This is a genomic window from Burkholderia sp. AU4i, from assembly GCF_000466765.1.
Lineage (GTDB): Bacteria > Pseudomonadota > Gammaproteobacteria > Burkholderiales > Burkholderiaceae > Burkholderia > Burkholderia cepacia.
In genome coordinates this window covers 67,695-89,737 of sequence record NZ_ASSI01000107.1, presented here as the reverse complement: position 1 = coordinate 89,737, position 22,043 = coordinate 67,695, and the positions used below count along the sequence as shown (strand labels likewise).

The window sequence follows — 22,043 nt, the reverse complement described above, 5'->3', positions numbered from 1 at the left end:
TCCTCCGTTGCAAGCTGGATTCGGGACACATGCGTGCCTGGTTTTCCCGCGAGATCCATTGGATCTTGCTCGTCCCTTGGTGGACGGCTTGCTACTTCGGTAGCCTAGAAAGTCCTTCGGGATTTTCCTGTCTGACGTCGTCGTTTCTGGCGGCTTGTCATCTGCACTGCCACTGCTATGGCTGTATCTCGATTTGATCGGGATGCGGCTCACGCGTGTTTTCAACCCATGCGGGGACTCGATTCCCTCGTGGGTAACGACGTCTTCGCAAGCTCCTATGGAGATTGTCATGTCGAACGTCGTTATGTCGGAACGTGCCCTGCGTCGCCAAGCTATTTCGGAAGCCCACAGTCACCTCCTCGAGGTCGCTGGCAAGTATCCGGAGAAGCTGCTCGAGAACTTCCGCCGGTATCCGTCGCTCGTCGGCGATCTCTCATGCCTCGAAGAGGTCGTGGAGATTCTGGTGGAAAAGGGCTTTGCGAAAGAGCTGACAACGCTCTGCGACGCGCCTGGAATCGGGCGTTATGCGAGCAGCGTCATCGCTCGTCTGGTACTGATGCCGGCTCAGCCATAATCAGTTCCCCTTCTGCTATCCGCGCAAGAAGCTCCGCATCTGCGGAGTCCTCTTGCGCGGCCAGCAGGTGGTAATGCCGAGCCGTTATCTCCAGAGCTCGGTTGTATTGGGCAATGCTTGTCGGAAGCGTTGACTGCCCAGTCAGGGTTTCGAATATCTGCCCCTCCTCTCTCGTCAATCGAATCGCACTCTTCAGCCGCAGCATTCGTCCTCCCCTCTTCTCGTTTCCTTAGCAAGCTTGTGATCGGCCGCAATCCGGTTGAAAACGCTTATGGGCGCCTTACGCGTCCGAACTACCAGCCATGAACTCCCTCACGACGGCCTCCAGCCGCTCTCCCAGTGCTTCCTGTTGCTCTTCTGAGAGACCGGTGAGCTTGAGCTCGGTGCGTCCGTCCCGAAACCGTTTCAATTGCCCGTATTCGGTGCCGTCGGCTCCTGCAAATTGGACGCGAGCGAGATAGTGAGCACGCGTTTTCCGGGACGCCTCGCCATTGTCGTTGCGGGAGTTCAGGTCTTGCAGATGCTTCGAACTCATCTCGCCGGCGAGAACCTTGTCGAGGACCTCCTCCGCAGTGTGCAATCCCTTGCGCTCGAACATCAGCGCGATGTTGTACGCATGAGTAATTCCCAGCGGCTCGTCAGCCTCGGCCATACGGCGCAACAGCGTTTCTGGCAGTTTTTTCAGCTTCAGAATTTTCGACATGAGCGATTCGCTGATGCCGAGACTGGCTGCCAGATCATCTTGACCCGGGAATACTCCTTCGTCGAGCAGCTTCTGGTACGCCAGCGCATCATCGAACAAACTCTGAGGCGTGCGATCCTTGTTGAGGCTGTTCGCAATCAGGAAGAGGTCGCGATCGCTCAGCGTGGGGAAAACCTCGGCGTCAATGAACCCATCCGCGACGCTTTTCTTTGCCCTGAAACGATACTCGCCGTCGATGATCACGTACTTACCAGGGAAGCGCGCGTTCTCGGTAACCTTGATTGCTTCCAACTGCCCGTCGCGTTTCATCTTTACTGCGAGCTCGTCGACCTTCTCGGGGCGGTAGAACGTACGAGGATTGTATGGATTGGAAACGAGCTCGCCCAGCGGCAACGTGAGGCGAGGCTTTACGGACGAGGTATTGCCACGGCCACCGTACGCCGGAACTGCCGGCGAAAGAGTTGAGTCGGCCCCAACAACCGGGGCAGCGCCGACCTCTTGAGCATCGAGTCTGGCGTCGACGGCGCCCCGCTCCATGTCCATACCTTTGCGAAGCGATGACACGAGACTTCTGCGTTGCGGCGGGCTTTGGTTTTGATCGCTCATATGAAATTATTCCGAAATTCCCATAATTCCCAACATTTCCATCGCGACATTCGTGATTTCTTGGCGGGCCGGCTTGGTTGCCTGTCCCTTCACGCTGAATACTGTCGCACCGAAACCGATTGCGGTCTTGTAGACCTCCCGCAACGAAATCACGCTCTTCAGTACCGGGTACGGACTGCCCTCGGAGATTACCTCGCTGACGTCCCGATAGGACGCCCTCTTGGTGTTGACCTTGTTGAAGACGATTCCGCATCGCTTGGGATCCGGACCAATGACCCGACGGACCAACTGGATCATCCCCTGCGTGCTCCAGGCGTCGGACGGGGAAGCATCCATCGGAATCAGAACGAAATTGGCGACCTGGAGAACATTCTCTGTATTCGGGTTGTCGACGCTTGGGGGGCAGTCGACCAACACAAGATCGTAGTCTTGTGCCATTCGACCTATCTCCCGGCCGAGGCCTTTCCCGGCCGCCGCCATATTCGTCACAACAAAAGGATATGGCTCCTCGCCGACTCCAGATGATCGCATCGATGTATTTTGGGAATCTGCATCGACGACGAGGACGCGAGCGCTCGGATCATCATGTGCGTATGCTCCGGCCAAATTGAGCGTGATCATCGTTTTCCCAACCCCGCCCTTCTGGTTGGCGACAGCAAATACCATCCCCATGCAGCCCTCCTTTAAAAGATTCTTCGGAACAATATATCGCAACGATACAAAAATCAAGACAGAACGCAGCCCAACAGTCACTTTCAGCGCTGAAAGTGATGGACGAACGCTCCTACACACAGTCATGCATCGAGTTTCAGCGCTGAAACTCGATGCGCACGGTGAACGGAGCAGAGGCGAGGCCGGCAGCCTAGCGGCAACTGTCTACATGAAGGCAGCGGGAGATCAGGGGTCGAGTCGTAAACAAGTACGAGCACTAGGCTAGGTTTCAGCGCTGAAACTTGTGCCGCTTGACATCCGTAGCCGCCAGTCAAAGATTGACTTCGACGCATGAAGCGTTGGGGTTGTTGTTGTGCCAACGGACGGCTGAGTCACTCTCAGGCAGCTACATCAAACACTTTCAACGCCGGCTGCTTGGTTGAGTTGCAGGCACTGTGCATTTCGGTGTGTCGGTCTGGTTTCAGCGCTGAAAGTGGCGTGGTCATTGAGCAATATCCATGGGGATGCGTTGCCACTTGGAGTGTCGCGCAGCAAACATCTAAAGGGACTCAAGGGTTGGCGTGACCAAAGGCGCCACTTTCAGCGCTGAAAGTGCGTGCCCCGGGATGCTTCTCTTACTTCGGATGGCTCGGGCGACTGGTTTCAGCGCTGAAACTCCGACCCGACAGGCGAAAGTGAATGGTTGCAGGCAATAGACTCTCTTGCCCTCTCTGAGGCTACCAAGCGAATGCCGGTGCGGCGTGTGTGGCTGTATTCGGTCTCTTCTGTCCGGGAATCGTCGGAAGGCCGTTAATTGGCCGTTGCTGGCCAATAGATGGCCTATCAATAACGTGGAGAGGCGGATTTTCGTTTTACCCATCGTTGAAATAAACAAGATGGCCGGAAAATGGCCGAAGCTGGCCGATAACTGGCCAATGCTTTTTCGCGACTACGATCAAATTGGGGAGGGGAGGGCAGAGGTGAACCGGGCGAGAGACCCCGGTGTGAGTGGTATTCCTTCGGAGAGAAGGGCTATAAGGGTTGGGTTACGCTACCGCTTTGGGAAAGTGGAAGGCATACACGTCTGCGTCTGAGGGCTCGCCCCATAGACGAAGATTCAGATAGCGAATAAATGCAGTTTTTGAGAGTTTCGATTTTTTGGCGGGATCGTAGCGCAGCTGTTCGTGTGAAGCGCGTGAGTTGTAGTCGTGTAGAACGTCAGATTGTTCATCGAGCGCCATAGCAAGAAAGGACGCCTCGGCCAGAGGATCTCGGCTGCGCATGAAGCTTTCACGCAGGGAAGCATCGGTCAACACTGGGGCTGAGGGTTCAGTCTTGGCGACGGCCGAAGGGAGAGGGACCGGCCTTGCATACCCTTTCTCCAGACTGCAGATGAAGAAGGATGCACGATTCTTTAGAGGCTCCTTGTTCGTGGCGGCGTCACGGAGAACGGTATGGTTCAGCGCCGCTCGAATGTCTCCCGGTGTGTATTCGTTGATGATCTGGGCAGCTCGGTTCGGTGTTACTCCCAGTCGAAGCACGTCCTCGAGAAGGGCCGTCACGGATGGCACGCTGCTCAACTCTTCCGGTTCGCTCTCGAGAGCTGGCCGGGCACTGTTCTTTTTCCGAACCTCGAACTGAATTTGCTCGACCACCCGTCCGTTCTTGTACTCCTTCAAGGTCACTTCGATGTCAGAGAGATCGTTCACTTCCGCGATCGCTCGCTTGAGAATTTTCGATTTGAAGAACTTGTACTGCTGGTAGATCGAATCCGCCTCAACGATGCCGACGACGGCGTGGCGAAAGTCTTCCCAGGCCCAGCGACTCGTAAGTCCCGTGCGCTCGTAACGTTTGCACCATTCGTAGAGCGGCGCGGTGCCCATCGAACGGAATCGCTGGGAGATGGCGAGGTCGATGCGTTGCCAAATTTCCGGATTTAGGAGGACCTCTCGAAGCTTCGGGCTGAAAGAGAATTCATAGGCTCGCTGATCGACCAGGTGTGTCACATCGGCGAGAAGGGTAGAGGCCGAGAGTCTTCTATCTTGAGGATTTACCGTCGCGTCCCAGATCACATGGGCCTTCATCAGGCTGATGAGTTCGCCCATGATGTACCGACGATTACTCGAATCGTTGTACCCGATGATCGGCTCAAGCTGGGACAACTGAACGACCCAACTCTGAAGGCTTGGATTGCGCTGCGCGAAATAGACGCACGCGTTGAACAAGCGACGCTGCAGTACGGACAACGGCTTTTCAGGAAAGACGAAGATCGCCTCCTTAGCCTTGCGCATCGTGACTGGCGTGCTGCGCTTCTCCGCAGGAACGCTTGCCTTGCTAGTTGTGACTGCCAGTTGCCTAATTGAACTTGTACTGATGTCGCTCATTTCCTGCAGATCCCAATACCGAGTAGCGCCCAGGCGCGGAAACCCTTCTCAAAACGAAGTCCATGCGGTGCGCATGCGACGCTGTTTTCCGAGTACCGTTACCCCTCAATGGCAACGGTAACTTCTTGACTGGAAGCAAAAATATACGGACGGCAACACGGAGGGAAGAGGGAAAGAAACGTCCATTCGGGGGCCTATTCGTACGAAAAGGCGAATTTGCCCGGTTTGCCACCAGCACGGTGGAACGAAAAGCTTCCGACGGAAAGCCTTTCTGGAATCCATAAAGTTGGTTACCAGTTGGGTCTGAAGGCACCCTGCTCATCCCCGCCCCGACGGATTGGTAACCGCTTTTACGGACGCGGTCGCCCGGTTTCATAGGGCTTCGATCCACAGGTGGAAAGCGCGGTAAAAATAGTTACCTTTGCCGCCTGACTTCTTCTTGCTGAGAACTCAAGTAGTTCTCTTTCGACCGTGATGATTTCGTTGCAAATTTTCCACAGCATGACGGTTTTGGAACATGACACTCGCACCAAGAGTGCAGCCCGGCAGTAAATCCGGTTACCTGACGACCACGCATCAGCATGCTCAAGATCTGTGCAACGTTTGCCCGCAGGTAACCGCATTTACATGACGTGCCGTAAATTCGGGTACCGTGTGCTGGCAAAAATGGCAACCTGGAGCCGACGAGGTGCCGTGTGAATGGCTCCCTTTCCTGTATGACTGGTTACCTTTCCTCCCGCCATCACCTGTCCCACACGGCTCGGCGCACGCTAAACAATTAAACAAGGACTGTAATTTTTAAAAGAATGTATACAAACACGGCTCCACTCCTGTAGAACCGGTAACCTGTCGTCGGACCTTGTGGACAATTCCTGGCGAGAAGCTGTTCGTCGTTGCCATTGAGTAGACCCTTCGATACCATGAGGCCTCACACTGAGACGAAGATTCTTGTTTCAACTGACCAGCTGGGGATCCAGCCCATCCGGGAAACCGGCTTACCGACCTACGGGGCAACTCACCCCAGGGGTTGAGCTGCTCCGCAACACCTTGGAGCAGATATGAAAACGTTGTTTGAATGGGCAGTCGGCCTGTTCGTGCTGTTTTGCTTCGTCGCAGGTTTTTTTGACCTGGACGAAACGCCAAAGCAGAAGCGTGCGAGGGAACAAGCAGAGTGGTACGCCGGTGAGGAAGATCGGCGCAACATCGAAGCTGATGCCACGTACTACGCAGAGCAAAACGGGCATGATCATCACCATGTGTAAGAAGGGGAGGGGCGTAAGCTTCTCCCCTTTTTCTATTGGGGTTCACATGATTCGGCCGCCGCAGCGGTTGGAAAGCGGCCCTCGATGGGCTTCGTTTCGCACTGGATGGTGCGCCAAAGTCCAGAAAAAATGCGGAGATGGAAAATCTCCTCACCCCGCCTTCGATCGAAAGCATGCCCCGCCGTCGGTTTCTGCGGAGCACTGCGCTGTTGACCGCTGCCGCATGGGCTCCGGAGGTTTTTGCGCAACAGAGTGGCGACTACTGGTCGCGGCCGCGGGCTCTCTGGTTGAAGAGAAAAGAGACCGGCGAAGAGGTTCGGACGGTGTATTGGGCGGACGGTCAACTGGTCGTTGACGCCTACGTGCAGTGTTGCACGTTGCTGCGGGATGTCCGTGCCGGATCTATCGTTCAGATGAACCCGACGCTCTTGGACATTCTCTGCGGTGTGTATGGGTGGTTCGCGCAGGCAGGGATGGAAAGGCCGATCGTCGTAACGTCCGGATATCGGACGAACGCTACGAACAACGTGACCGAGGGGGCCGCTCGAAACTCCATGCATCTTGTCGGTCGAGCTGCCGATATTCGTGTTCCTGACGTTCCTACCGACTATCTGGCGAGGCTCGGTATGTATTTGCGCGGAGGTGGCGTGGGGTACTACGCCACTAAGCATTTTGTGCACGTCGACAGTGGTCGGCTTCGGACATGGGCAGGCTAGTAGATCGCGGCTCAGTCCCCGAGAATGTGGTGGTTCGACTTGTACTCGTGCCACCGATCGATCTCGAGCACAAATTCCCCCGCGTATCCCGGCCACGAGTCGTGCTCGCGTGCGTGCTTGAGCCGATTCAACGCATCCTCAAACTTCTGCGCCCCGTTGTCGAGCAGAGAATCACCCGCGGTGTAGGTCATGACGCTATAGGGCGCGTCTTTTTCGACGGGCACGAAAATGAACGGACGCTCGTCGCCGGTGAAGTACTGCACCCCCGTTTGGTACATGAACGCAGACATATCGTAGTGGTAGTTCTGAACGGCCGAGCTGAACGAGCGGGGAAGCACGTCCAGAGTCGACTTCAGATCGAAGATGAATTCCGGGTGCAGACAGTCGACCTTGACCCGGCATTTGACGCCAGTGACCCTCTCGACAAAGTAGATTGCTTTCTCGGGCTCACCCTCATCGAACCATTCCCCGAGCGCCCGGCCGCGAAACCGATGCGAGCGGACAGCATTCCGCATGGCCAGAAGCGCGTCGTACTTGTCTTGGCCAATGACGATGTGATTCGGATGGTCGGCGACGAACTTTTTGCACTCGCGATAGCGCCGGTTGAACTCGCCATCAAAGGGCAGGACAAGATCCTCGAAGCGCCAAGGTTCAAACACGGCCATATGAGCCAGCCTGCCGAACTCAAGCGCTGCAGTGTCCTTTCCTGCGCCCTGAACAGCCGCAAGAAAATGCTGCGGCGTCTTCAGCATCGATTTGAGTTGCGTCGACGAGACATGCTCGGTATCTCCGTGATACTCATCGTCGGTTACCGCCATGGTGTAGCTGTCCGGATCGCGACCGAACGTGATTTTGTTCTGTCCGCTCCAGATGGTCTGGCCGACTTGATGCTGGATCTGCGCGCGTGCGTTCATTCGATAACTCTCCTGTTTGAATACAGCGTACAGGCAGGTGTTGATGTTTCAAGGGGCCTCGTGAGTCAGTTGTCCCATCGCGAGAGGACTAGATATCCGAAAGTGATCGCGTATCGTCGATCCCATGAAACGTGTGAACTCTCTATCCCGACCTGGCGCCGCGGATCTACAACGATTCGTCGAGCAGACGTTCAAGCAGTTCGGAAAAACTCACTTCGCGCAGCCCACCGACGTCTGCCAGGAAGTTCGATCCGTCTACAACAACGTGGGGAATCCTCCGTTACTTCGTGCTCGGGCACTCGCGACGCTCTTGGCTGCAACGGACAGATATCCGGATCACTTGACGCTGAAAGACGAGAAGGGCTGCGTGGTGTCATCACAGACGCATGGATTCACAGAATTTTGTAGGGAGTTTCCGCGTCTGGATCAAGCTGAGGTTGCGGTGCTCTTTCGTACAGTGGGGCTTGTTCGCGATGTTCCGAACGCGCTCGAACATACCAACAATTCATTCTTTCTGGGAATCTGACATGACCGAACACGTAATTGGAACGCATAGCGGAGCTCTGTTTGGTGTGCCGATCCTCTTGCCGAGGAATCGCCGATGCGAGACGGAGTCGATTCGCGGACAGTATCTTTTCATGACCGAACTCACGCGGATCCTACGGGCCGCAACGCCCTACCGGGTTCGCGCATTGGATCGTCTAATTCCCCTTACCGGTGCAACGGTGATTTCGCCGGAGACCATGAAGGAATTCGAGCGCGAAATGGTGTCGCTCGCCATGCACAACCGTACCGCGAGCATCGAACAATATGTCCACGCGATCGCGCCTGGAGAGGTCTGGCCGGAAGTCGTCATGGCGATCGGCGTGGTAGCGCGAGAGACGAACGGAAGCTCGCGTTTCAGCCTTCCGGCGCCGGACGTTTGGCAATCAGTGGTGCCGAAGCTGCAGGGTTATTTGGGTTTCCATATGACCGAACTCGATGGTGCCGTTATCGGCCAGGCCAAGTGGATCGACGCGGCGATCGATGACGCGCGCCGAATGTTGATCAGCACGGGTACTCGAACAATCGCCGAGGAGAGCGAAATCGACGGTGTCACGATCACCACCATCGATCAAACCTACCGCGTCCATCTCCATAACGGATCTAGCGTCCGTGTGATCGATGTGCCGGCACGGAACGGTGGAGATGTCGGTGGGGAGATTGCGCGACTGGACGAAAGCATTCGCTTCCTGACGGGAAAGTCGGCGGTGTGGGGTCATGAAACGCGCCACTGAACGAAAGGGCTAGAAACTGGATCGCAATCTGATGAAATGACCTCCACTGACTTACGGAGGAAGCAATGGTTACCGGACTCGAATTCGACACACCTATTCTCGGCACGGTTCGCATGGGCGATGTTCGCCCTGGCGAGGCGGGGGCAGCAGATGAACTTCTGCATTTCGATTACTTCGAGGTGCATACCCGGCGTAAGGAACTCGACGGTACGTGGGTCAAGCATGCTCTTCACGAGAAGCTACTCAAAATGCAGAAGGAGAACAGACAGGCCGACGGCGAAAACCAAGAGCCGAATCTGCTGCGTGAAATCCCGATCCTGCTGCCGTACAACAACCCCGAGTTGCTTCTGACTCAACAATTTGAGGCCCGCCGTCTTTCGGACGGCAAGCGGGTTTGTGTTGGCGATGGCAAGAATGCGATTCGTATCGTCGACGCAAATCGGACCGGTGCAGCTGAGTGCCCGGGCTGCGACCGATGCCCGTTCGGCAACAGCCAGGATGTGCTTTGCCAGCGCCGGACCTCGTTCAAATTTCGTATCGACGGCCAAGGTGACCAGTTCTCGGTATTCGTCCTGCATTCGGCAGGCAAAAACACTGGCCAGACGCTAGTCGCCAAGCTTCACGCGATGCATGGTGCGTTCGGCGGGAAACTCGTCGGCATCCCGATGTCGCTGAAGATGAGAAACACTGCATCGATGGACTCGGCCCAGGGTCCGGTTTTCTACGCCGACTTGGTGCTACGAGGAGTGAGTCCCATCGAGGCGGTCAAGATGGCCCGGGAGCACGAAAAGGAGCAACTGGAGGCCGGCTTCGATCAAGAGGGACTCGAGGCTGCCATGCTTGAGCTGAAGAAGCACTCGCAGTTTGCCCCGCCGGAGGAGTTTGGCCAGGTTCAAGACTTCTATGCAAAGGACACTCGACGTTCTTCGCAGGAAGCTAACGCTCAACATTTCGAGGGCGCCGCCGTTAACTCCTGTGAAAAGTTGTCGGATGGGCAGGCGGTGGCTGGCGTACTCGAAACGGACGTTGCAACGACCCGCTGGTCGGCTGTGGGGCCTGCTGCTGGTGCTCGCGAGCGGATGCGTGCAGCTGCATTGGCGGGCGGACAGGAAGGCGAAGCTGCGCCGACGCAGTCCCAGTCCCAGGATCCGGATGTGGAGCAAAAGGTTTCCGAAGACCGCCCGAAGACTCTTCATCTCGTGGAAGCGGCAGTCAAGGGCATCGGGGCCGCGGCGGTCGCTCAGCCGCCGGCGAGCGCAGCGATTCCGCGAGTCGTGGCCACCGCCCTGTCCGGTATCCCGGAAATGCCGCGTGCGAATGCGGTGCCTGCAGCGTTTTGATGGATCAAAAGGAAAGCTATGGCCTTTGAAGAACTTGATTCGCGGGTGATCGGGTCGACGATTTCGATTCGACTCGATGGCCCTTCGCCCGGTGTGTCTCCGCAAACTTCTGCTACACCGACTCCTCCGAGGCCAGCCGCGGCGCCGGTTCAACCCGTTCAGCCGAAGGCGGCTGCGGCGGAGGTCGCCCGAGCTCCGCGTGCAGTGAGTCCCCGACCGGCTCCGGAAGCGGTCGTTCGATCTGCGCCTAGTTCGTCTGATCCTGTCGTCGTACCGAAAGGGAAGTGGCGAGCGCTTTTCGTGATGAAGCCGCTGGATGCCGAGCGGATGCGAACCGCCTGGGCAGTCGTGGCCGTGCTATTCGTGGTGATGGTCGGCGGGGATATCTGGTTGCATGGAGGCGGGAGGTTCATCGAAGGCTTACTTCCGACTGCGCATGTGCCGTCGAAACCCAGCCCGACCGCGGTGACAATGGCCGCACCGAGCCAACGCACGGCTCCGGCGAACGACACTACCGCGCAGCCGAAGGTGCAGTCAGCCGCTACCGATCCGACGCCGGTTGCTCAAGCAAGTGTTCCTGTCACGCCGCAACCGCAAGTTCAGCCGGCCGCCGCAGCTCCGCAAGTAGCCCAACCGGCAAAGGTTACGTCGGTGGAGGTGAAGGCTGAACCCGTTAAATCGGTGACCGTCAATCCAGTGCCGGCGAACGTAATGGCGTCGGCTACTCCTGTTCTGCCAATTCCGCCGGCGCCGCCCCTGCCGGTTCATCGTCGAGGACATCCGGTCCCGGAGGTTCGGCGGCATGCAGAGCGTGAGGTCAGTCAGCAGCCTTCGGAACAGAATTCCCCCATCTTGGTGGGTGGCCAGTTCAGCAACAAAGCGACCGATTCGAAAGGGAGTGACTCCAAATGAGTAATGCAACGAGCAATGATCAGCAGGTCGATATCGTTCAGTACGTCCTGAAAATCGACCCCACGCTTGAACGCGTGACGACGATTTTCCCGGCTGGTGCGACGATCGAATCGGACGGATCTCTACGCCTCAAGGAGGGCGGTCGTGTCGGCGGCGTGATCAAGGGCAACGTCTACAGCGAAAGCGGCACGCTCGTGATCGATCAGAACGCGATCATCGAGGGCAGCGTGTTCGCGAAGGGGCGGTGCCTCATATTCGGCCAGGTTGGGTTGCCCAATCGCAAGGCGGTGATCCGTTGCGAGATGGCGGACGGTCTCCTGGTGAGCCACATTGCCCAGCTGCACGCAGACATCCAGCACAACGGCATTTCGTCCACGAACGTGAGTGGCCAGATTCGGCGTATTTCTGAAGCAGACATGCAGGCGGGGCAGACGGCCTCCCAGCAGTCGGCCGAAACGTGGCAGCCGCCCGGCCAGCATCCGCAACGCGATCAGGTGCCGCAGCAGCCCCCGGTACCGGGGGCACCTCTGGCATTGGCCAACAATCCGTCGCCGGTCGCGAACTTCAACAATCCCGTTCCGTTACGGATCGTCATACCCGCCGAAAACGAGCAGGGACCGGCGCAGCAAGCTCACGGTCATCAAGACGGCTATGCGGCCGGAAACGGTGTGCGATACACCAGCTGACCGGATATTCCGGTTTGCGCATTGAAGCCGCGGCGATGTCTTTTATGACCGTCGCGGCATTTTCATTTTGGAGCAAGGTGGGATGGCAGATCACGTTCTAGGGTATGCAGGAGAGTGGCGCAGACGCCTCGAGGATCTTTTGAAGAACACGGCCGTGATGTACGGATGTACGTTTCTTCTCGGGGTCGCTGTCTGCTCGATTAGTTGGCGCAGTGGCGCCGCTCCACTACTGGCCGCGCTCCTCCCCGTTTTCATGGTCATGTGTCGGTCTCGGATGCAGGCGTGGCTACTCGGTATTGGGTATGGGCTGGATATCGGAATCATGGGGTTTGGAGGCGCCGGACAGTTCTTCGGTGGGTCCTGGCTCTTGGGGATTGCTGCCGGATCTGCGTATGGCCTTGCCTTCAGTTCGACAGTTGCGGCGCTGTACCCAAAAAACACGGAAAGCCTGAAGAAGAAGGCCATTGCAATTCTGGCGTGGACGGTCCTGTGGGCATACCCTCCGGTCGGAGCATTTCTGCCCGGCACACTGATCGCAACTTGGGGATTCTGGTTTCCGGGAACGAAGTGGTTCGGCCTCGTGCTTGGCCTAGGTTTGACGATGCTGCTCGGAGCCTACGCCCATACCAAGCGAGGACGGTTCGCGGTCGCCGGTGCAGTGGTGCTGTCGCTCGTCCTATCGCCCCTGCAGGAGAGGCAGCATTCGCGGGTCGGGGACTGGTTGGCCGTGTCGACCACGTGGGGAGTGCAAACGCCGGAAACTGTTCCTGGAACGCTGGCCAAAATGAATCGTGCGATCCACGAATCTTCAAAGGCCGGGGCGAAGGTGATCGTGTTCCCTGAGAGCATCATCGGCACTTTCGATTCGTCCGAGCAGGGCGCGATCGACATCATGATTGCGCAGGAAGCCGAGAGGGACAAGGTATCGGTGATATTCGGCTCGAACGAGCTCACGGATGCCGGGATGGCTAATCAAGCACGGGAGTACGAATATTGGCCGGGCGGCATGCATCAGTCCATCTTCGAGGCACGCCAAACGGTTCCCGTTGCCGAGTGGAATCCGCTGTCGAAATACCACTACCCGGCTGACTGGTTTGCGCGCGGGGTGGTGCCAATTAACGGTCGGAGCGCGCTCTTCCTCTTCTGTTACGAGGAATTCCTGCCTTGGGAAGTGCTGTATTCGATCGGCCGCGAGAAGCCGGATATGATCGTCGGCCTGTCCAATCTGTGGTGGACGAAGGGTACGGGAGAGCCTGTATTGCAACACCGCTATGCGGAAGGGTTCGCGCGGCTCTTCAATCTGCCGCTGCTGATAGCGATGAACCAGTAGGTCATTGGCACGGCGAAGTCCATAGATCCGGGGACTTCGCCGCATGGTGAAGCAGGTTAGCGGCCGCTGCGGATGTCGTCCTTGATGTACTGGGCAACGACCTTTGCCGTAATTCGGCGCTTGATCTTTGCCGGGAGGGTCCAGCGGTAGAAGAGGGCGTGCCCGAAGACACTCAGCGCAAAGAATCCGACGAAATACCGGAACAGCAGCGCCTTCAGATCGTCGACGCTGCCCTGATTGAGAATTTCCCGGGCGTGCTGCGGATCCGATGCTGCGACCCAGAACGCGACGACCGGGACGAGCACGACGGCATATACGAGACCCTTCCACGCAAGCACGCAAGCGTCGTAAATCCACGCCGTGTCGGCCCATTTGTCTTCGGAATAGACTTCCGCCTTCTCCTGCTGGTAGAGGCGCTTGTAGTCGTCAACGGTTGGTAGCGCGATGCGGTTCATCGGGGAGCTTTCTCTTGGTTGAACGTCTATATGGGAAAAGCGTTACGACGGGTAGACGGTCGCAGGGTTGGAAACCAAGCCAGCCTCAGCGATATAGGGGGTATCGTTGGTCGGCGTGTGAAGGATGAAAAGACGATTCTTCGCTCGAGTCATGGCGACATAAAAAAGCCGTCGCTCGTCGACCTCGGTGCTGCCCTCGCCGAGCGATGGAACGATATCCTTGTCGGCGCCGACGATGGCAGTGTTGCCGAACTCGAGTCCTTTGCAACTGTGCATGGTGAACAGGCCGACCGATGCTGGATCGTCCTTGCCCTTGGGCTTCTGGACACTTTGGACGCGTGAGACAAGTGAGCCGTTGCGGCGCTTCAGAATGTCACCTGCTTTGCTCAGGTGTCTGGCCACGCGATCGCGGAAGTTACCAGCACGAAGCCCCATCGTCAAATAAGTCGCCGCGGAATCGATCGCTTGGTTGACTGCTCGCATCGGTGTCGTCGTCCCCGGAATTTTGCGGAACAGAGCGTCCTGACGCCACGTGACGAGTAACTGTTGGAGCGCGCGCATATGCTCAGCGTCAATCTTGGCGATATCGCCGTAATCGTCGAAGTCCCGCTCGAAGAACGGCGCCATCGTTGCGCCTGGAATGCGCTTGTGGAGCTGGCTCAGTGCTTCCTCGCTTGTACCGACAAATGCCAACGCGTGGTCGATGCCGCTGCGGTTCATCGTTTCAACCGAAATCAGCAACTGCAGGTAGGTGTTGATGTAATCCTTGTCCCAGAACGATCCGCCGTTTCTCCGCGAGCGGATGTTGAACTGGTCCAACACGGTTTCAACAGAGTCAAGAAGGAAGTTGGTCCGGGCAAGAATAGCCCATTCGCCGGGCCGGACTGCAAGGCGCCCACCAGGCTGCTCGTCCTCGGGCAGCACGGCTTCCATGATGTATGGCACGAGAAATTCCGTCTGAAGCGCGACCGTGTCGTGCTCTTCACCGTCTTCGCGGTTAGCGGCCGAAACGGCATAGACGTGCGTTGAGCCACCGGGCCCACGCTTGGCCACGAGATCTTTTTCGACACGCTGGCCGGCATTGTGGCGAATCAATCGATCCGCGGGGGCAAGAATTTCCGAGTGGGAACGATAGTTTTCTCCCAATGGGATGATTTCAGCGCCAGTTTGCTCAACGAAATCGATCATGCCTTTGTAGCCGAGTGCGCGCCGCCAGGCATAGATGGACTGATCGTCATCCCCGACGATCGTGACAGGAATATCACGCTTGGCGTGCGCCATCATCCAAACGAACTGGATTTCGTCGCTATCCTGGAATTCGTCCACGAGCAGGTGCGTGACGGGCAAGGGAGGCAATTCCCCATTGCTCATCTTCGTCGCGCAGTCGCGCATGACGTCGTATAGATCCACGACGCGGTTGCGCTTGAGCATCTCGTTGTAGGCTCGGATGAACGGCGGAATCTCGCTCCCATCGTGCTCGATAGCGCACTTGTAGTTCTCGAAGAGCTTGAATGCTTCTTCGTTGTCAATTTCGGTGTTCGTTGCCGAGATGGCCCGGCGCAGGAACGTCTTCTGCTCAGGCGGGGTAGCAATCTTGCCGAGCATCTTATGCCGGCGGAGATGGTCGATCGACAGCTTGTGAAAGGTACCGAGGTCGACGCGCTTGAGGACGTCGGGGCCGAACTCCTTCACCAGACGTTCGCGCATTTCGTTCGCGGTGTCGCTGGTGAAGGTGACGGCACCTACCCGGAACTTTCGATCGGCTTGCAGGATGACGCCGATCTTCGTGATGATCGTCTTGGTCTTTCCCGAACCTGGCCCGGCGACGGCAAGCATATTGCCGAAGCCATGGGCCACACGGTGTTGGGAAGGATTGAGGCTCACGGATTAAGCCGCCTGCGCTTGATCTTCGACGGACGGCGCCGACTCGGTCGCACCAGCGTCCTTCGTCGGACCAGCCGGTTCGGCTTGTGCGGAGGCTGCTTGAGCGGAAGCGGCGCCGGCCGTCGTGGCGCCGGTGCGGGTCTGCTCGTTCGCCTGCCACGCGTTGAACTTCTTGTACGTCTGGAACTTGACGTCACGAGCGAGGTTCGTGATGGAGCGGATGCGCTTGCGCACCTTGAGCTCTTCGCCGTGGCGATCGCGGGCGGAGACGAGGCCGTTCAGGTAGGCGGACCAGAGCAGCAGCATGTACTCGTCGGCGATGCGGAGCAGCTTGATGTAGTTCTTTGCGTGCGGCGAGACGTAGAACAGATCCTGCCGCAGGACGCTGGGGAATTCAGCCTTCGGGTCGACTGCGTTGGCCTGGAACAATTGCCAGAGTTGCTGTTTCAGGTTGTTGACGTAGGTGATCGATTCGCCGATCTTCTTGCGGAACAACTCGTCGACTTCATCGCAGGTGGTCGTGTCGTATCGCGGCAGCGTGCGCGGCGCGTCGATCGCGAAGTGCAGGTTCTTGTTCAGGAGCGTGTAGTCACGCCGGACGAACGACTGGACAATGCTCGATCCGAATTCGACCGGCTCTTTTTCCAGCGCGCCGCGCATTTGGCGGCCGAAGGTCTCCCGGGCGAATTCCGCGACCTGCATGGTCACGGACGGGCGCAGGAGGTTGACGCTTTCCGCGGTGGTCATAATATTTCCTCATAGGAAGTGGGTCAGCGTAGGTTAATTCTCGGTCTTTGCTGTAACAACGCTGAAACGTGATCTAAGAGGCCGGTCTTTCCGCGCTGCGGGCGGGTGCTATTCGGGACGACTGGTAGGGGCGGATCGCGCTGGGTAGTCAAAAGGTTGGGCGTATTTCTTGTCAGGAATTCGCTTGCAATTTCCTGTGGGCCAGTACAGAATCGACTCCGCGCCGGTAGAGAATCGGTGCCCAGCAGCTGGAGCTGGTACTCATCTCGAGCCCCCTTGTTGCGGACTGACGACGGTCGGTTCCTGGCAGGAAACTGCCAAATCGCTTTGTAAAAGGGTCCTGCGGACCCGGGAGTGCCTCAAGCACTGCCAGAAGTACTCGCCCCCGGGTGGTTCCCGGGGGCTTTCGAATAGGCGTTGATACGCTTTCTCATCTCCTCCATTGTCTATTCCAAAGCCAGTATTTCGCGCGACGTAGCTGTTAGACGTCGTTGAAATGCCCTCTGTCCGTTGTCGTGTCAGGGGGTGAGTCCGGGGTTTCCCGGCATAGCTGGTCCTCCAGCCAATCTGTCTCAGGCATCGCCTGGCGTAGCATCGTGCTGCGTTTTCAACCCTTGCGGGAATCTCATTTCCGCAAAGGGAATGGGCTTCTCGCGTCTCTGTGATGGAGAAGCCTATGAACTGGACGGAAGTCTCTCGTCTGCAAGGCAATTCTCGTGTCGAGTCACGCGTCGAGGTCGACGACATCACCCGGGATCGGTTTTTCACGGTCTGGGAGTTGTCGAATCCCCGTGGATGCCTCATTTTCCACCGGGAGAAAAAGGACCACGGGCAGCATCACTACCTTAGCGTCAAGAAAGATAACCGTGGTATCACGGATATCGTTCAGGCGCTGAGAGAGGGTGCGGATCTGTTCACCGAAAAGGAGAACGGGTCATGAACTCGATCGAGACGGTGCCTGTCCAGGGTACGTTCTTCTTTATTCCCGAACATGAGCAGGTCGTTCGAGAAGCGAAGGCGGATCAGGCGGCACGCGAAAGAAAGGCCAGGCAGTCTGCCTACGCCCTAAGCAAGACGAAGGTTCGCTCGATCCCCGAAGGATTCGATGACCTGGATATGCCGTTGCTTCGTGAGTCGTTTGCCGAGATTTTCGAGGTGAGCGAAAGTGAAGTGCCGGTTCCGGCCGTCGGTGTCGTCGGGGGAGATTGTGAGGGAGAGGAGTGGAGTGAAGAGGGGGTCGAGTGGCTCCACGCTTTGCTTCTCGAGCGTTCAATCGAGCTGCTGTCGATGCGCGGCAATCTGGAAGAGAAGCAAGACATCCTTGACTGGGTGTTGAAGCCGAACTTCATGGGATACCGTGACCAGTTTCTTTCTGAATCCAAGGAGGAGATCGTCGACGGTCAGAAAACCGAAGTCATTGAGAAGCGTCGGATGCGGGTCAAGCTCTATCAGAGCGAGATCCCGTTCACCTTCGTCACCTGCTGCCGAGTCGCCGGCCTGAACCCTGATGAACTCAGGGAACAGATCCGCGCGAGGAAGTCGCAGATTCTGAGTAGTTAAGCCCTGGGGGCTCCAGTCCCCGAGAGGGCTGGAGTCTCCAAAATTTCTGGAGAATTCCATGACGACCCAAGCAACTCAAGCTGCCGCCGCTCCGAGCAAGTCCCGCAAAAAGGCTTCGCAGGAACCCGCGACGGCCGCTGCTGCTGCGGCTCCTGTTGAACAGAAGGCGAGCCCGCAATGGGTTCACTTCGATGGGTTCGCGTGCTTCGGCATCGAACGCATGCGTGGTGCAAAGATCCTCGGTCTGAGCGAACCTTCCGTGTTCACTCCGGCAAAGGATCCGACGTACAAGTGGCCGATCGACAATCTGCGCGATCTGCTTCACTTCTACATGGCGGGCGGCAACGCCTTCTGTGCAATGGGCCATCCCGGCACCGGCAAGACGATGGGCGTCCAGCAGTTTCACGCTTCCCTGAATCTTCCGCTGCTGAGTATGTCCGCCAATCCGCGAACCCAGGCTTATCACCTGATTGGCCGCCTCGTCCCGAACAAGGATGGCGGGGTTTCGTGGGTTGACGGGCCCGTGCTCATGGCCGCACGCCTCGGCATGTCGGTTCTCATCGACGAGTACAACGTCATCGATCCGGGCGAAATGACCGGGTTGAACCTCCTTTTGGAGGGACGGCCGTACCTCGTTCCCGAAACCGGCGAACTGGTAGTTCCGCGTCACGGGTTTCGCGTCTACGCGACCTGCAACCCGAAAGACGACAAGGGGCTGGTGCAAGGACGTCATACGCAGGACAACGCAAATGACGAGCGCTTCGAGTTCAGCTGGTTCGGGTATCTCCCGCAGGAGATCGAAGTTCAGTTGATCACGGAGATGATCGCACCGTATCAGCCGTCGTTGCCGGCCCATGTTCTCGCTGAAAAGTTCGTTTCGGTCGCGAATCAGGTCCGCAAGTTGTATGCGGGAGTGACCGACGATTCGGGGGCACTCGACAAGACCATATCGACGCGCGTTTTGCGTCGTTGGGTCTCAAAGGCGATGAGTGCTTCGACACAGGGCAGCTTGGTCGAGTCGCCGATGCATTACGGGCTGGAGCGCGCGTGGTCGCTTTCCTGTTCGGATGAAGTCCGCGTTGCCGTGCATGAGCTCGTGACGCAGACGTTCGGCGGCGGTGACTACAAGTCCAGCAAGGACAACCTGCACACGATGCAACCCGCAGGTGCCTGACCATGATTCCCGTCCAGTTGTATCGCAAGATCTCTGACGGGATCGACATCGCTGTACCGATGGCCACCGAAAACACGACACGCATTTTCGTCGGCGTTACCGGTGGCCGACTGAAGGGGGAGGACGTGGCATCGGCGACGTCGTCAGCGCTTCAGAGTCAGCTCGAGTCCTTTGGGTTCGAGTTGATCGGTGAGCGATCGTTGAACGAGGGCTGTGTCGAACAGTTTCAGGCCTCGGATCTGCTGGTGGTCGTCAACGGCTCGATCGATTCCACGTTCCGCGAGATTGTGGCGGAATACGTCGGGAGCGACCCCGACTGGAGTTTTGTCGAATCCTACGAAGGTGTCACCGTTGTAGGGACACGTGCAAACGCGCAAACCGTGATCGGAATTCTCGGCGCAGCGATGCGTCTGGGCATTCAGGTAGCGAAGCCGGATAGCACGAGTGAAGATCTCGATGAAGTACCCATCCATCGTGGTGGGAAAGAGATGATGTCGTTCTTTGGGCGCGATCTCCTGATGGGGGAGCACCACGGAACATCTGTCAAGGCTGGACTGATTACCACTCCAACGGTCTTTACGGTGGGGAGGTCATTGGTCAATTTCTAGAGAGGTAGATATGTCTCAGCAAGCTAGCACGGCACGGAAGCGGCAGACTATTTCCGAGTCGCTGGTTGACTTACTGTTTGACGCGGTTGAACTCGTGTTCAAACTGGCTTACGTTGCGCTGCACCGTACGACAGTTGGTGTTGCATGGTTGGCGCGAGCCGTCCTGCGGTATGCGAAGTCTTCCCGCAAAAAAGATGTAGCGGAAGTTGGGGCGGAGGAAGTCGCATCGGTCAATCCGGCAGAGACGTCGAACCCTCAAAAGGTGGAGACTGCGAAGTCCGTTTCCACCGTTTCGGTATCGAAAGGGCCGGTCACGGCTGCTTTCACTCGGACGATCACGTTCGAGAGGGGGTTCGGGGCGGTCCTGTTTTGGTTCTACCCGGGCGGTAAGGTCAAGAGGCTGGTGAAGATCTATGACCGCACCCTTTCCGAGCGTCTTGGTTTCGAGCGCCGCGAACTGGAGGAGATCTCGTATTCGGGTATGTCCGAGATCGAGTCGATCCTCAAGGCTACCGTTGCACAGGTGAACAAGCTGTTGCGAGGGGAGCATGAGGTGAAGCTGCGAGTCGTTGCGTCGGGTTCTTCGGATCCTGTCGCTTCGTCAGCCCCGAAGTCGGAATCGAAAGACCAGGAGTCCACGAAACGTGATGCCGGCGATTCTTCGGAAAAGTCAGCCAAGCGTTCCAAGAAAGAGGACGGCGACGTTGCAGTCATGCCGAGCTCGTTCAAGGAAGCCGTGGAAAAGAAGCAGAAACGTAGCCGTCCGTCCAAGGTGTACACGGGCGAGATTGTCGAGATCGGCGTCAAGCCTCGCAAGATCGACAACAAGGAGATCGAGCAGTACTGCGTGACCATCGAAGCGGATGAGTTGCACGGTAATGCACTGCCGGTCTATGGCACGGACCTCGAGCGTGCGATCGCCGATTGTGGTGCGGAGGTAGGAAGTCGCGTGCGGATCGAACACCTCGGCCGTATCGAGTGGAGAGAGCCGGACGGGCGGAAGGCCTGGAAGAATGCCTACAACGTCGTGAAGCTTTGAAAGTAAAGGAAACCGTATGCGCAATACGAACGTCTGTTTTATTCACGGCCGGATCGGCAAGGACCCGGAAGTACGGTTCCTTCCGTCGCGTACGCCGGTGGCGAAGTTCTCGCTCTGCTCGAACGATGACTACTTCGACAAGAAGGCGGGCAGATGGGTGGAAGTCGCGGAGTGGCACGACTGCGTTGTGGTCGGCGACTATGCAGAGAAGGTGGCTGAGAAGTACCAGAGCGGCGACCTCGTCAACATCACCTGCCGTGTTAAACCTCGTACTTACGAGAAGAACGGGCAGAAGTGCAAGGTGGTGGAGATGTACGTCCAGTCCATGGAGCTGATTGCCAAGAAGGGCGAGTTGGTTCGCCGACAGTCCAACGGGCACGCAGGTTCGCGAGGTAATGGTCAGTCGCAAGGTGGCAACGAGCAATCCCGTGACGAAGGTCCGGCATATGCGGGTGGCTACGGCGATGAAGATGGTGGTCCGGCCTTTTGAAGGTTTGGTCGCTATCTGAATCGATTTGAAACTGAGTTTTTCCCGGAAGGGGGCACGTCCCCCAACCGGGGGACGTGTCCGCCTACGACAATTCAATTTGACGGAGATGGACATGAATACTCAACGTGTGAAGACGGGCGCTGACCTGGTCGAATTCATCAAGAACGAGCAGGTCATGCGCAATACGTTCGCTTGCGATGTGACGGTCAAGGCCGACGGCAAGTCGACGGTGAAGAAGGTCGCGTTCGACGGTATCGGTCTGGTCGTGGAAAACGAGTTCCTCGATCCCGACCAGTTCGTTTCCACGAACAGCGTCTTCGTCGCCGCGGTGCTGGATTGACCGCATGTTCTGTGTGTGGTGCGTGTGCCGCACTCAAACCGAAGCCCGCTCTCTGAGCGGACTTCCCCAAGCCGATCCAGTGGATCCGCTTCGGGAAGTAACCGGTTTTATTGAGCGATGTTCGCTCCCGAGCTGACGGATTCAGCCACGGTCACCTTGGTGACTACCGCTTTGAAGCATCACCTGCTTCGGGGATTTCGGTCCTTTTCTCATGTTGTCGATCGTCGAGGTCGACGTTCTTTAACCCGGCGGGGCTTCACTTTCCCGTTGGGGAAGATTCCTGCCGAATTCTTGTCACCCACTTGATTCGGGATCCACTTAAGCGATCTCGATGCGAGGCCGTTTAACTGGGCCTCGCGCCTTCTCACCTGGGTAACAACTTTTACAGTAG

At 57.5% G+C, this 22,043-nt stretch carries 23 protein-coding genes; 16 read left to right on the top strand and 7 right to left on the bottom strand.

Going from position 1 to position 22,043, the window contains the following annotated elements:
* The first annotated feature begins 289 nt into the window (after positions 1 to 289).
* Entirely contained in the window at positions 290 to 574 is a 285-nt protein-coding gene (locus tag L810_RS24730) for a hypothetical protein (RefSeq protein ID WP_021161041.1), read from the top strand.
* A 280-nt stretch (positions 575 to 854) separates the two neighbouring features.
* Here the strand turns inward: L810_RS24730 and L810_RS24725 are convergent, their stop codons facing one another.
* The 3 genes from L810_RS24725 to L810_RS24715 all read right to left on the bottom strand — a co-directional run bounded on the left by L810_RS24725 (position 855) and on the right by L810_RS24715 (position 4,918).
* Positions 855 to 1,883, bottom strand: a complete 1,029-nt coding sequence (locus L810_RS24725) for a ParB/RepB/Spo0J family partition protein (RefSeq protein ID WP_042976010.1) — start codon at positions 1,881 to 1,883, stop codon at positions 855 to 857.
* Between the two features lie 6 nt (positions 1,884 to 1,889).
* Positions 1,890 to 2,555 (bottom strand): ParA family protein, encoded by a 666-nt coding sequence (locus L810_RS24720; RefSeq protein WP_042976009.1) that lies wholly within the window; start codon positions 2,553 to 2,555, stop codon positions 1,890 to 1,892.
* A 1,025-nt stretch (positions 2,556 to 3,580) separates the two neighbouring features.
* A complete protein-coding gene (locus L810_RS24715; RefSeq protein WP_021161038.1) occupies positions 3,581 to 4,918 on the bottom strand; it encodes a replication initiation protein in 1,338 nt (445 codons plus the stop codon).
* Between the two features lie 1,058 nt (positions 4,919 to 5,976).
* Here L810_RS24715 and L810_RS24710 point away from each other — a divergent pair.
* Both L810_RS24710 and L810_RS24705 read left to right on the top strand, forming a co-directional pair.
* On the top strand, positions 5,977 to 6,180 hold the full coding sequence (locus tag L810_RS24710; RefSeq protein ID WP_021161037.1) for a hypothetical protein: 204 nt from the start codon (positions 5,977 to 5,979) through the stop codon (positions 6,178 to 6,180).
* 137 nt (positions 6,181 to 6,317) lie between these two features.
* Positions 6,318 to 6,896, top strand: a complete 579-nt coding sequence (locus L810_RS24705; protein WP_042976006.1) for a YcbK family protein — start codon at positions 6,318 to 6,320, stop codon at positions 6,894 to 6,896.
* An 11-nt stretch (positions 6,897 to 6,907) separates the two neighbouring features.
* Here the strand turns inward: L810_RS24705 and L810_RS24700 are convergent, their stop codons facing one another.
* Positions 6,908 to 7,810 carry a PD-(D/E)XK nuclease-like domain-containing protein gene (locus tag L810_RS24700; protein ID WP_042976004.1) on the bottom strand — a complete coding sequence of 301 codons (903 nt, stop codon included), beginning with the start codon at positions 7,808 to 7,810 and terminating at the stop codon, positions 6,908 to 6,910.
* 124 nt (positions 7,811 to 7,934) lie between these two features.
* On the opposite strand from L810_RS24700, the gene L810_RS45575 reads away from it, so the two are divergent.
* The 6 genes from L810_RS45575 to L810_RS24680 all read left to right on the top strand — a co-directional run bounded on the left by L810_RS45575 (position 7,935) and on the right by L810_RS24680 (position 13,355).
* Entirely contained in the window at positions 7,935 to 8,336 is a 402-nt protein-coding gene (locus L810_RS45575; RefSeq protein WP_081712895.1) for a hypothetical protein, read from the top strand.
* Positions 8,337 to 8,448: 112 nt separating this feature from the next.
* Positions 8,449 to 9,087 carry a hypothetical protein gene (locus tag L810_RS24695; RefSeq protein ID WP_257008967.1) on the top strand — a complete coding sequence of 213 codons (639 nt, stop codon included), beginning with the start codon at positions 8,449 to 8,451 and terminating at the stop codon, positions 9,085 to 9,087.
* Positions 9,088 to 9,152: 65 nt separating this feature from the next.
* Positions 9,153 to 10,427 (top strand): recombination directionality factor, encoded by a 1,275-nt coding sequence (locus L810_RS24690; RefSeq protein ID WP_021161034.1) that lies wholly within the window; start codon positions 9,153 to 9,155, stop codon positions 10,425 to 10,427.
* A 300-nt stretch (positions 10,428 to 10,727) separates the two neighbouring features.
* Positions 10,728 to 11,339 (top strand): hypothetical protein, encoded by a 612-nt coding sequence (locus L810_RS47490; RefSeq protein ID WP_155836365.1) that lies wholly within the window; start codon positions 10,728 to 10,730, stop codon positions 11,337 to 11,339.
* A complete protein-coding gene (locus tag L810_RS24685; protein ID WP_021161033.1) occupies positions 11,336 to 12,025 on the top strand; it encodes a polymer-forming cytoskeletal protein in 690 nt (229 codons plus the stop codon). The genes L810_RS47490 and L810_RS24685 overlap by 4 nt, the downstream gene beginning before the upstream one ends.
* An 82-nt stretch (positions 12,026 to 12,107) precedes the next feature.
* Entirely contained in the window at positions 12,108 to 13,355 is a 1,248-nt protein-coding gene (locus L810_RS24680) for a hypothetical protein (RefSeq protein WP_257008965.1), read from the top strand.
* Between the two features lie 56 nt (positions 13,356 to 13,411).
* Here the strand turns inward: L810_RS24680 and L810_RS24675 are convergent, their stop codons facing one another.
* From L810_RS24675 to L810_RS24665, 3 genes are read right to left on the bottom strand one after another with little or no spacing between them, the layout of a single operon-like run.
* Positions 13,412 to 13,810: a hypothetical protein gene (locus tag L810_RS24675; protein ID WP_021161031.1), complete on the bottom strand. Its 399-nt coding sequence runs from the start codon at positions 13,808 to 13,810 to the stop codon at positions 13,412 to 13,414.
* A gap of 42 nt (positions 13,811 to 13,852) precedes the next feature.
* Positions 13,853 to 15,694 carry an ATP-dependent helicase gene (locus tag L810_RS24670; protein ID WP_042976001.1) on the bottom strand — a complete coding sequence of 614 codons (1,842 nt, stop codon included), beginning with the start codon at positions 15,692 to 15,694 and terminating at the stop codon, positions 13,853 to 13,855.
* 3 nt (positions 15,695 to 15,697) lie between these two features.
* Entirely contained in the window at positions 15,698 to 16,441 is a 744-nt protein-coding gene (locus L810_RS24665) for a hypothetical protein (RefSeq protein WP_021161029.1), read from the bottom strand.
* A 676-nt stretch (positions 16,442 to 17,117) separates the two neighbouring features.
* Here L810_RS24665 and L810_RS24660 point away from each other — a divergent pair.
* From L810_RS24660 to L810_RS24630, 7 genes are all read left to right on the top strand, one after another.
* Positions 17,118 to 17,381 (top strand): hypothetical protein, encoded by a 264-nt coding sequence (locus L810_RS24660; RefSeq protein WP_042976056.1) that lies wholly within the window; start codon positions 17,118 to 17,120, stop codon positions 17,379 to 17,381.
* Positions 17,378 to 18,001: a hypothetical protein gene (locus L810_RS24655; RefSeq protein WP_042975999.1), complete on the top strand. Its 624-nt coding sequence runs from the start codon at positions 17,378 to 17,380 to the stop codon at positions 17,999 to 18,001. Before L810_RS24660 ends, L810_RS24655 begins: the two co-directional genes overlap by 4 nt.
* Before the next feature lie 58 nt (positions 18,002 to 18,059).
* Positions 18,060 to 19,175 carry an AAA family ATPase gene (locus L810_RS24650; RefSeq protein WP_021161027.1) on the top strand — a complete coding sequence of 372 codons (1,116 nt, stop codon included), beginning with the start codon at positions 18,060 to 18,062 and terminating at the stop codon, positions 19,173 to 19,175.
* A 2-nt stretch (positions 19,176 to 19,177) separates the two neighbouring features.
* On the top strand, positions 19,178 to 19,783 hold the full coding sequence (locus tag L810_RS24645) for a hypothetical protein (RefSeq protein WP_042975997.1): 606 nt from the start codon (positions 19,178 to 19,180) through the stop codon (positions 19,781 to 19,783).
* Positions 19,784 to 19,793: 10 nt separating this feature from the next.
* Positions 19,794 to 20,822 (top strand): hypothetical protein, encoded by a 1,029-nt coding sequence (locus L810_RS24640; RefSeq protein WP_042975996.1) that lies wholly within the window; start codon positions 19,794 to 19,796, stop codon positions 20,820 to 20,822.
* Between the two features lie 16 nt (positions 20,823 to 20,838).
* A complete protein-coding gene (locus tag L810_RS24635; RefSeq protein ID WP_021161025.1) occupies positions 20,839 to 21,312 on the top strand; it encodes a single-stranded DNA-binding protein in 474 nt (157 codons plus the stop codon).
* A gap of 112 nt (positions 21,313 to 21,424) precedes the next feature.
* Entirely contained in the window at positions 21,425 to 21,652 is a 228-nt protein-coding gene (locus L810_RS24630) for a hypothetical protein (RefSeq protein ID WP_021161024.1), read from the top strand.
* Positions 21,653 to 22,043 lie beyond the last annotated feature (391 nt).

Excerpts from the sequence above, each read along its gene's own strand:
- L810_RS24730 (WP_021161041.1), top strand. The coding sequence starts at position 290 with ATGTCGAACGTCGTTATGTCGGAACGTGCCCTGCGTCGCCAAGCTATT.
- L810_RS24725 (WP_042976010.1), bottom strand. The coding sequence starts at position 1,883 with ATGAGCGATCAAAACCAAAGCCCGCCGCAACGCAGAAGTCTCGTGTCA.
- L810_RS24720 (WP_042976009.1), bottom strand. The coding sequence starts at position 2,555 with ATGGGGATGGTATTTGCTGTCGCCAACCAGAAGGGCGGGGTTGGGAAA.
- L810_RS24715 (WP_021161038.1), bottom strand. The coding sequence starts at position 4,918 with ATGAGCGACATCAGTACAAGTTCAATTAGGCAACTGGCAGTCACAACT.
- L810_RS24710 (WP_021161037.1), top strand. The coding sequence starts at position 5,977 with ATGAAAACGTTGTTTGAATGGGCAGTCGGCCTGTTCGTGCTGTTTTGC.
- L810_RS24705 (WP_042976006.1), top strand. The coding sequence starts at position 6,318 with ATGGAAAATCTCCTCACCCCGCCTTCGATCGAAAGCATGCCCCGCCGT.
- L810_RS24700 (WP_042976004.1), bottom strand. The coding sequence starts at position 7,810 with ATGAACGCACGCGCGCAGATCCAGCATCAAGTCGGCCAGACCATCTGG.
- L810_RS45575 (WP_081712895.1), top strand. The coding sequence starts at position 7,935 with ATGAAACGTGTGAACTCTCTATCCCGACCTGGCGCCGCGGATCTACAA.
- L810_RS24695 (WP_257008967.1), top strand. The coding sequence starts at position 8,449 with ATGACCGAACTCACGCGGATCCTACGGGCCGCAACGCCCTACCGGGTT.
- L810_RS24690 (WP_021161034.1), top strand. The coding sequence starts at position 9,153 with ATGGTTACCGGACTCGAATTCGACACACCTATTCTCGGCACGGTTCGC.
- L810_RS24685 (WP_021161033.1), top strand. The coding sequence starts at position 11,336 with ATGAGTAATGCAACGAGCAATGATCAGCAGGTCGATATCGTTCAGTAC.
- L810_RS24680 (WP_257008965.1), top strand. The coding sequence starts at position 12,108 with ATGGCAGATCACGTTCTAGGGTATGCAGGAGAGTGGCGCAGACGCCTC.
- L810_RS24675 (WP_021161031.1), bottom strand. The coding sequence starts at position 13,810 with ATGAACCGCATCGCGCTACCAACCGTTGACGACTACAAGCGCCTCTAC.
- L810_RS24665 (WP_021161029.1), bottom strand. The coding sequence starts at position 16,441 with ATGACCACCGCGGAAAGCGTCAACCTCCTGCGCCCGTCCGTGACCATG.
- L810_RS24660 (WP_042976056.1), top strand. The coding sequence starts at position 17,118 with ATGAACTGGACGGAAGTCTCTCGTCTGCAAGGCAATTCTCGTGTCGAG.
- L810_RS24655 (WP_042975999.1), top strand. The coding sequence starts at position 17,378 with ATGAACTCGATCGAGACGGTGCCTGTCCAGGGTACGTTCTTCTTTATT.
- L810_RS24650 (WP_021161027.1), top strand. The coding sequence starts at position 18,060 with ATGACGACCCAAGCAACTCAAGCTGCCGCCGCTCCGAGCAAGTCCCGC.
- L810_RS24645 (WP_042975997.1), top strand. The coding sequence starts at position 19,178 with ATGATTCCCGTCCAGTTGTATCGCAAGATCTCTGACGGGATCGACATC.
- L810_RS24640 (WP_042975996.1), top strand. The coding sequence starts at position 19,794 with ATGTCTCAGCAAGCTAGCACGGCACGGAAGCGGCAGACTATTTCCGAG.
- L810_RS24635 (WP_021161025.1), top strand. The coding sequence starts at position 20,839 with ATGCGCAATACGAACGTCTGTTTTATTCACGGCCGGATCGGCAAGGAC.
- L810_RS24630 (WP_021161024.1), top strand. The coding sequence starts at position 21,425 with ATGAATACTCAACGTGTGAAGACGGGCGCTGACCTGGTCGAATTCATC.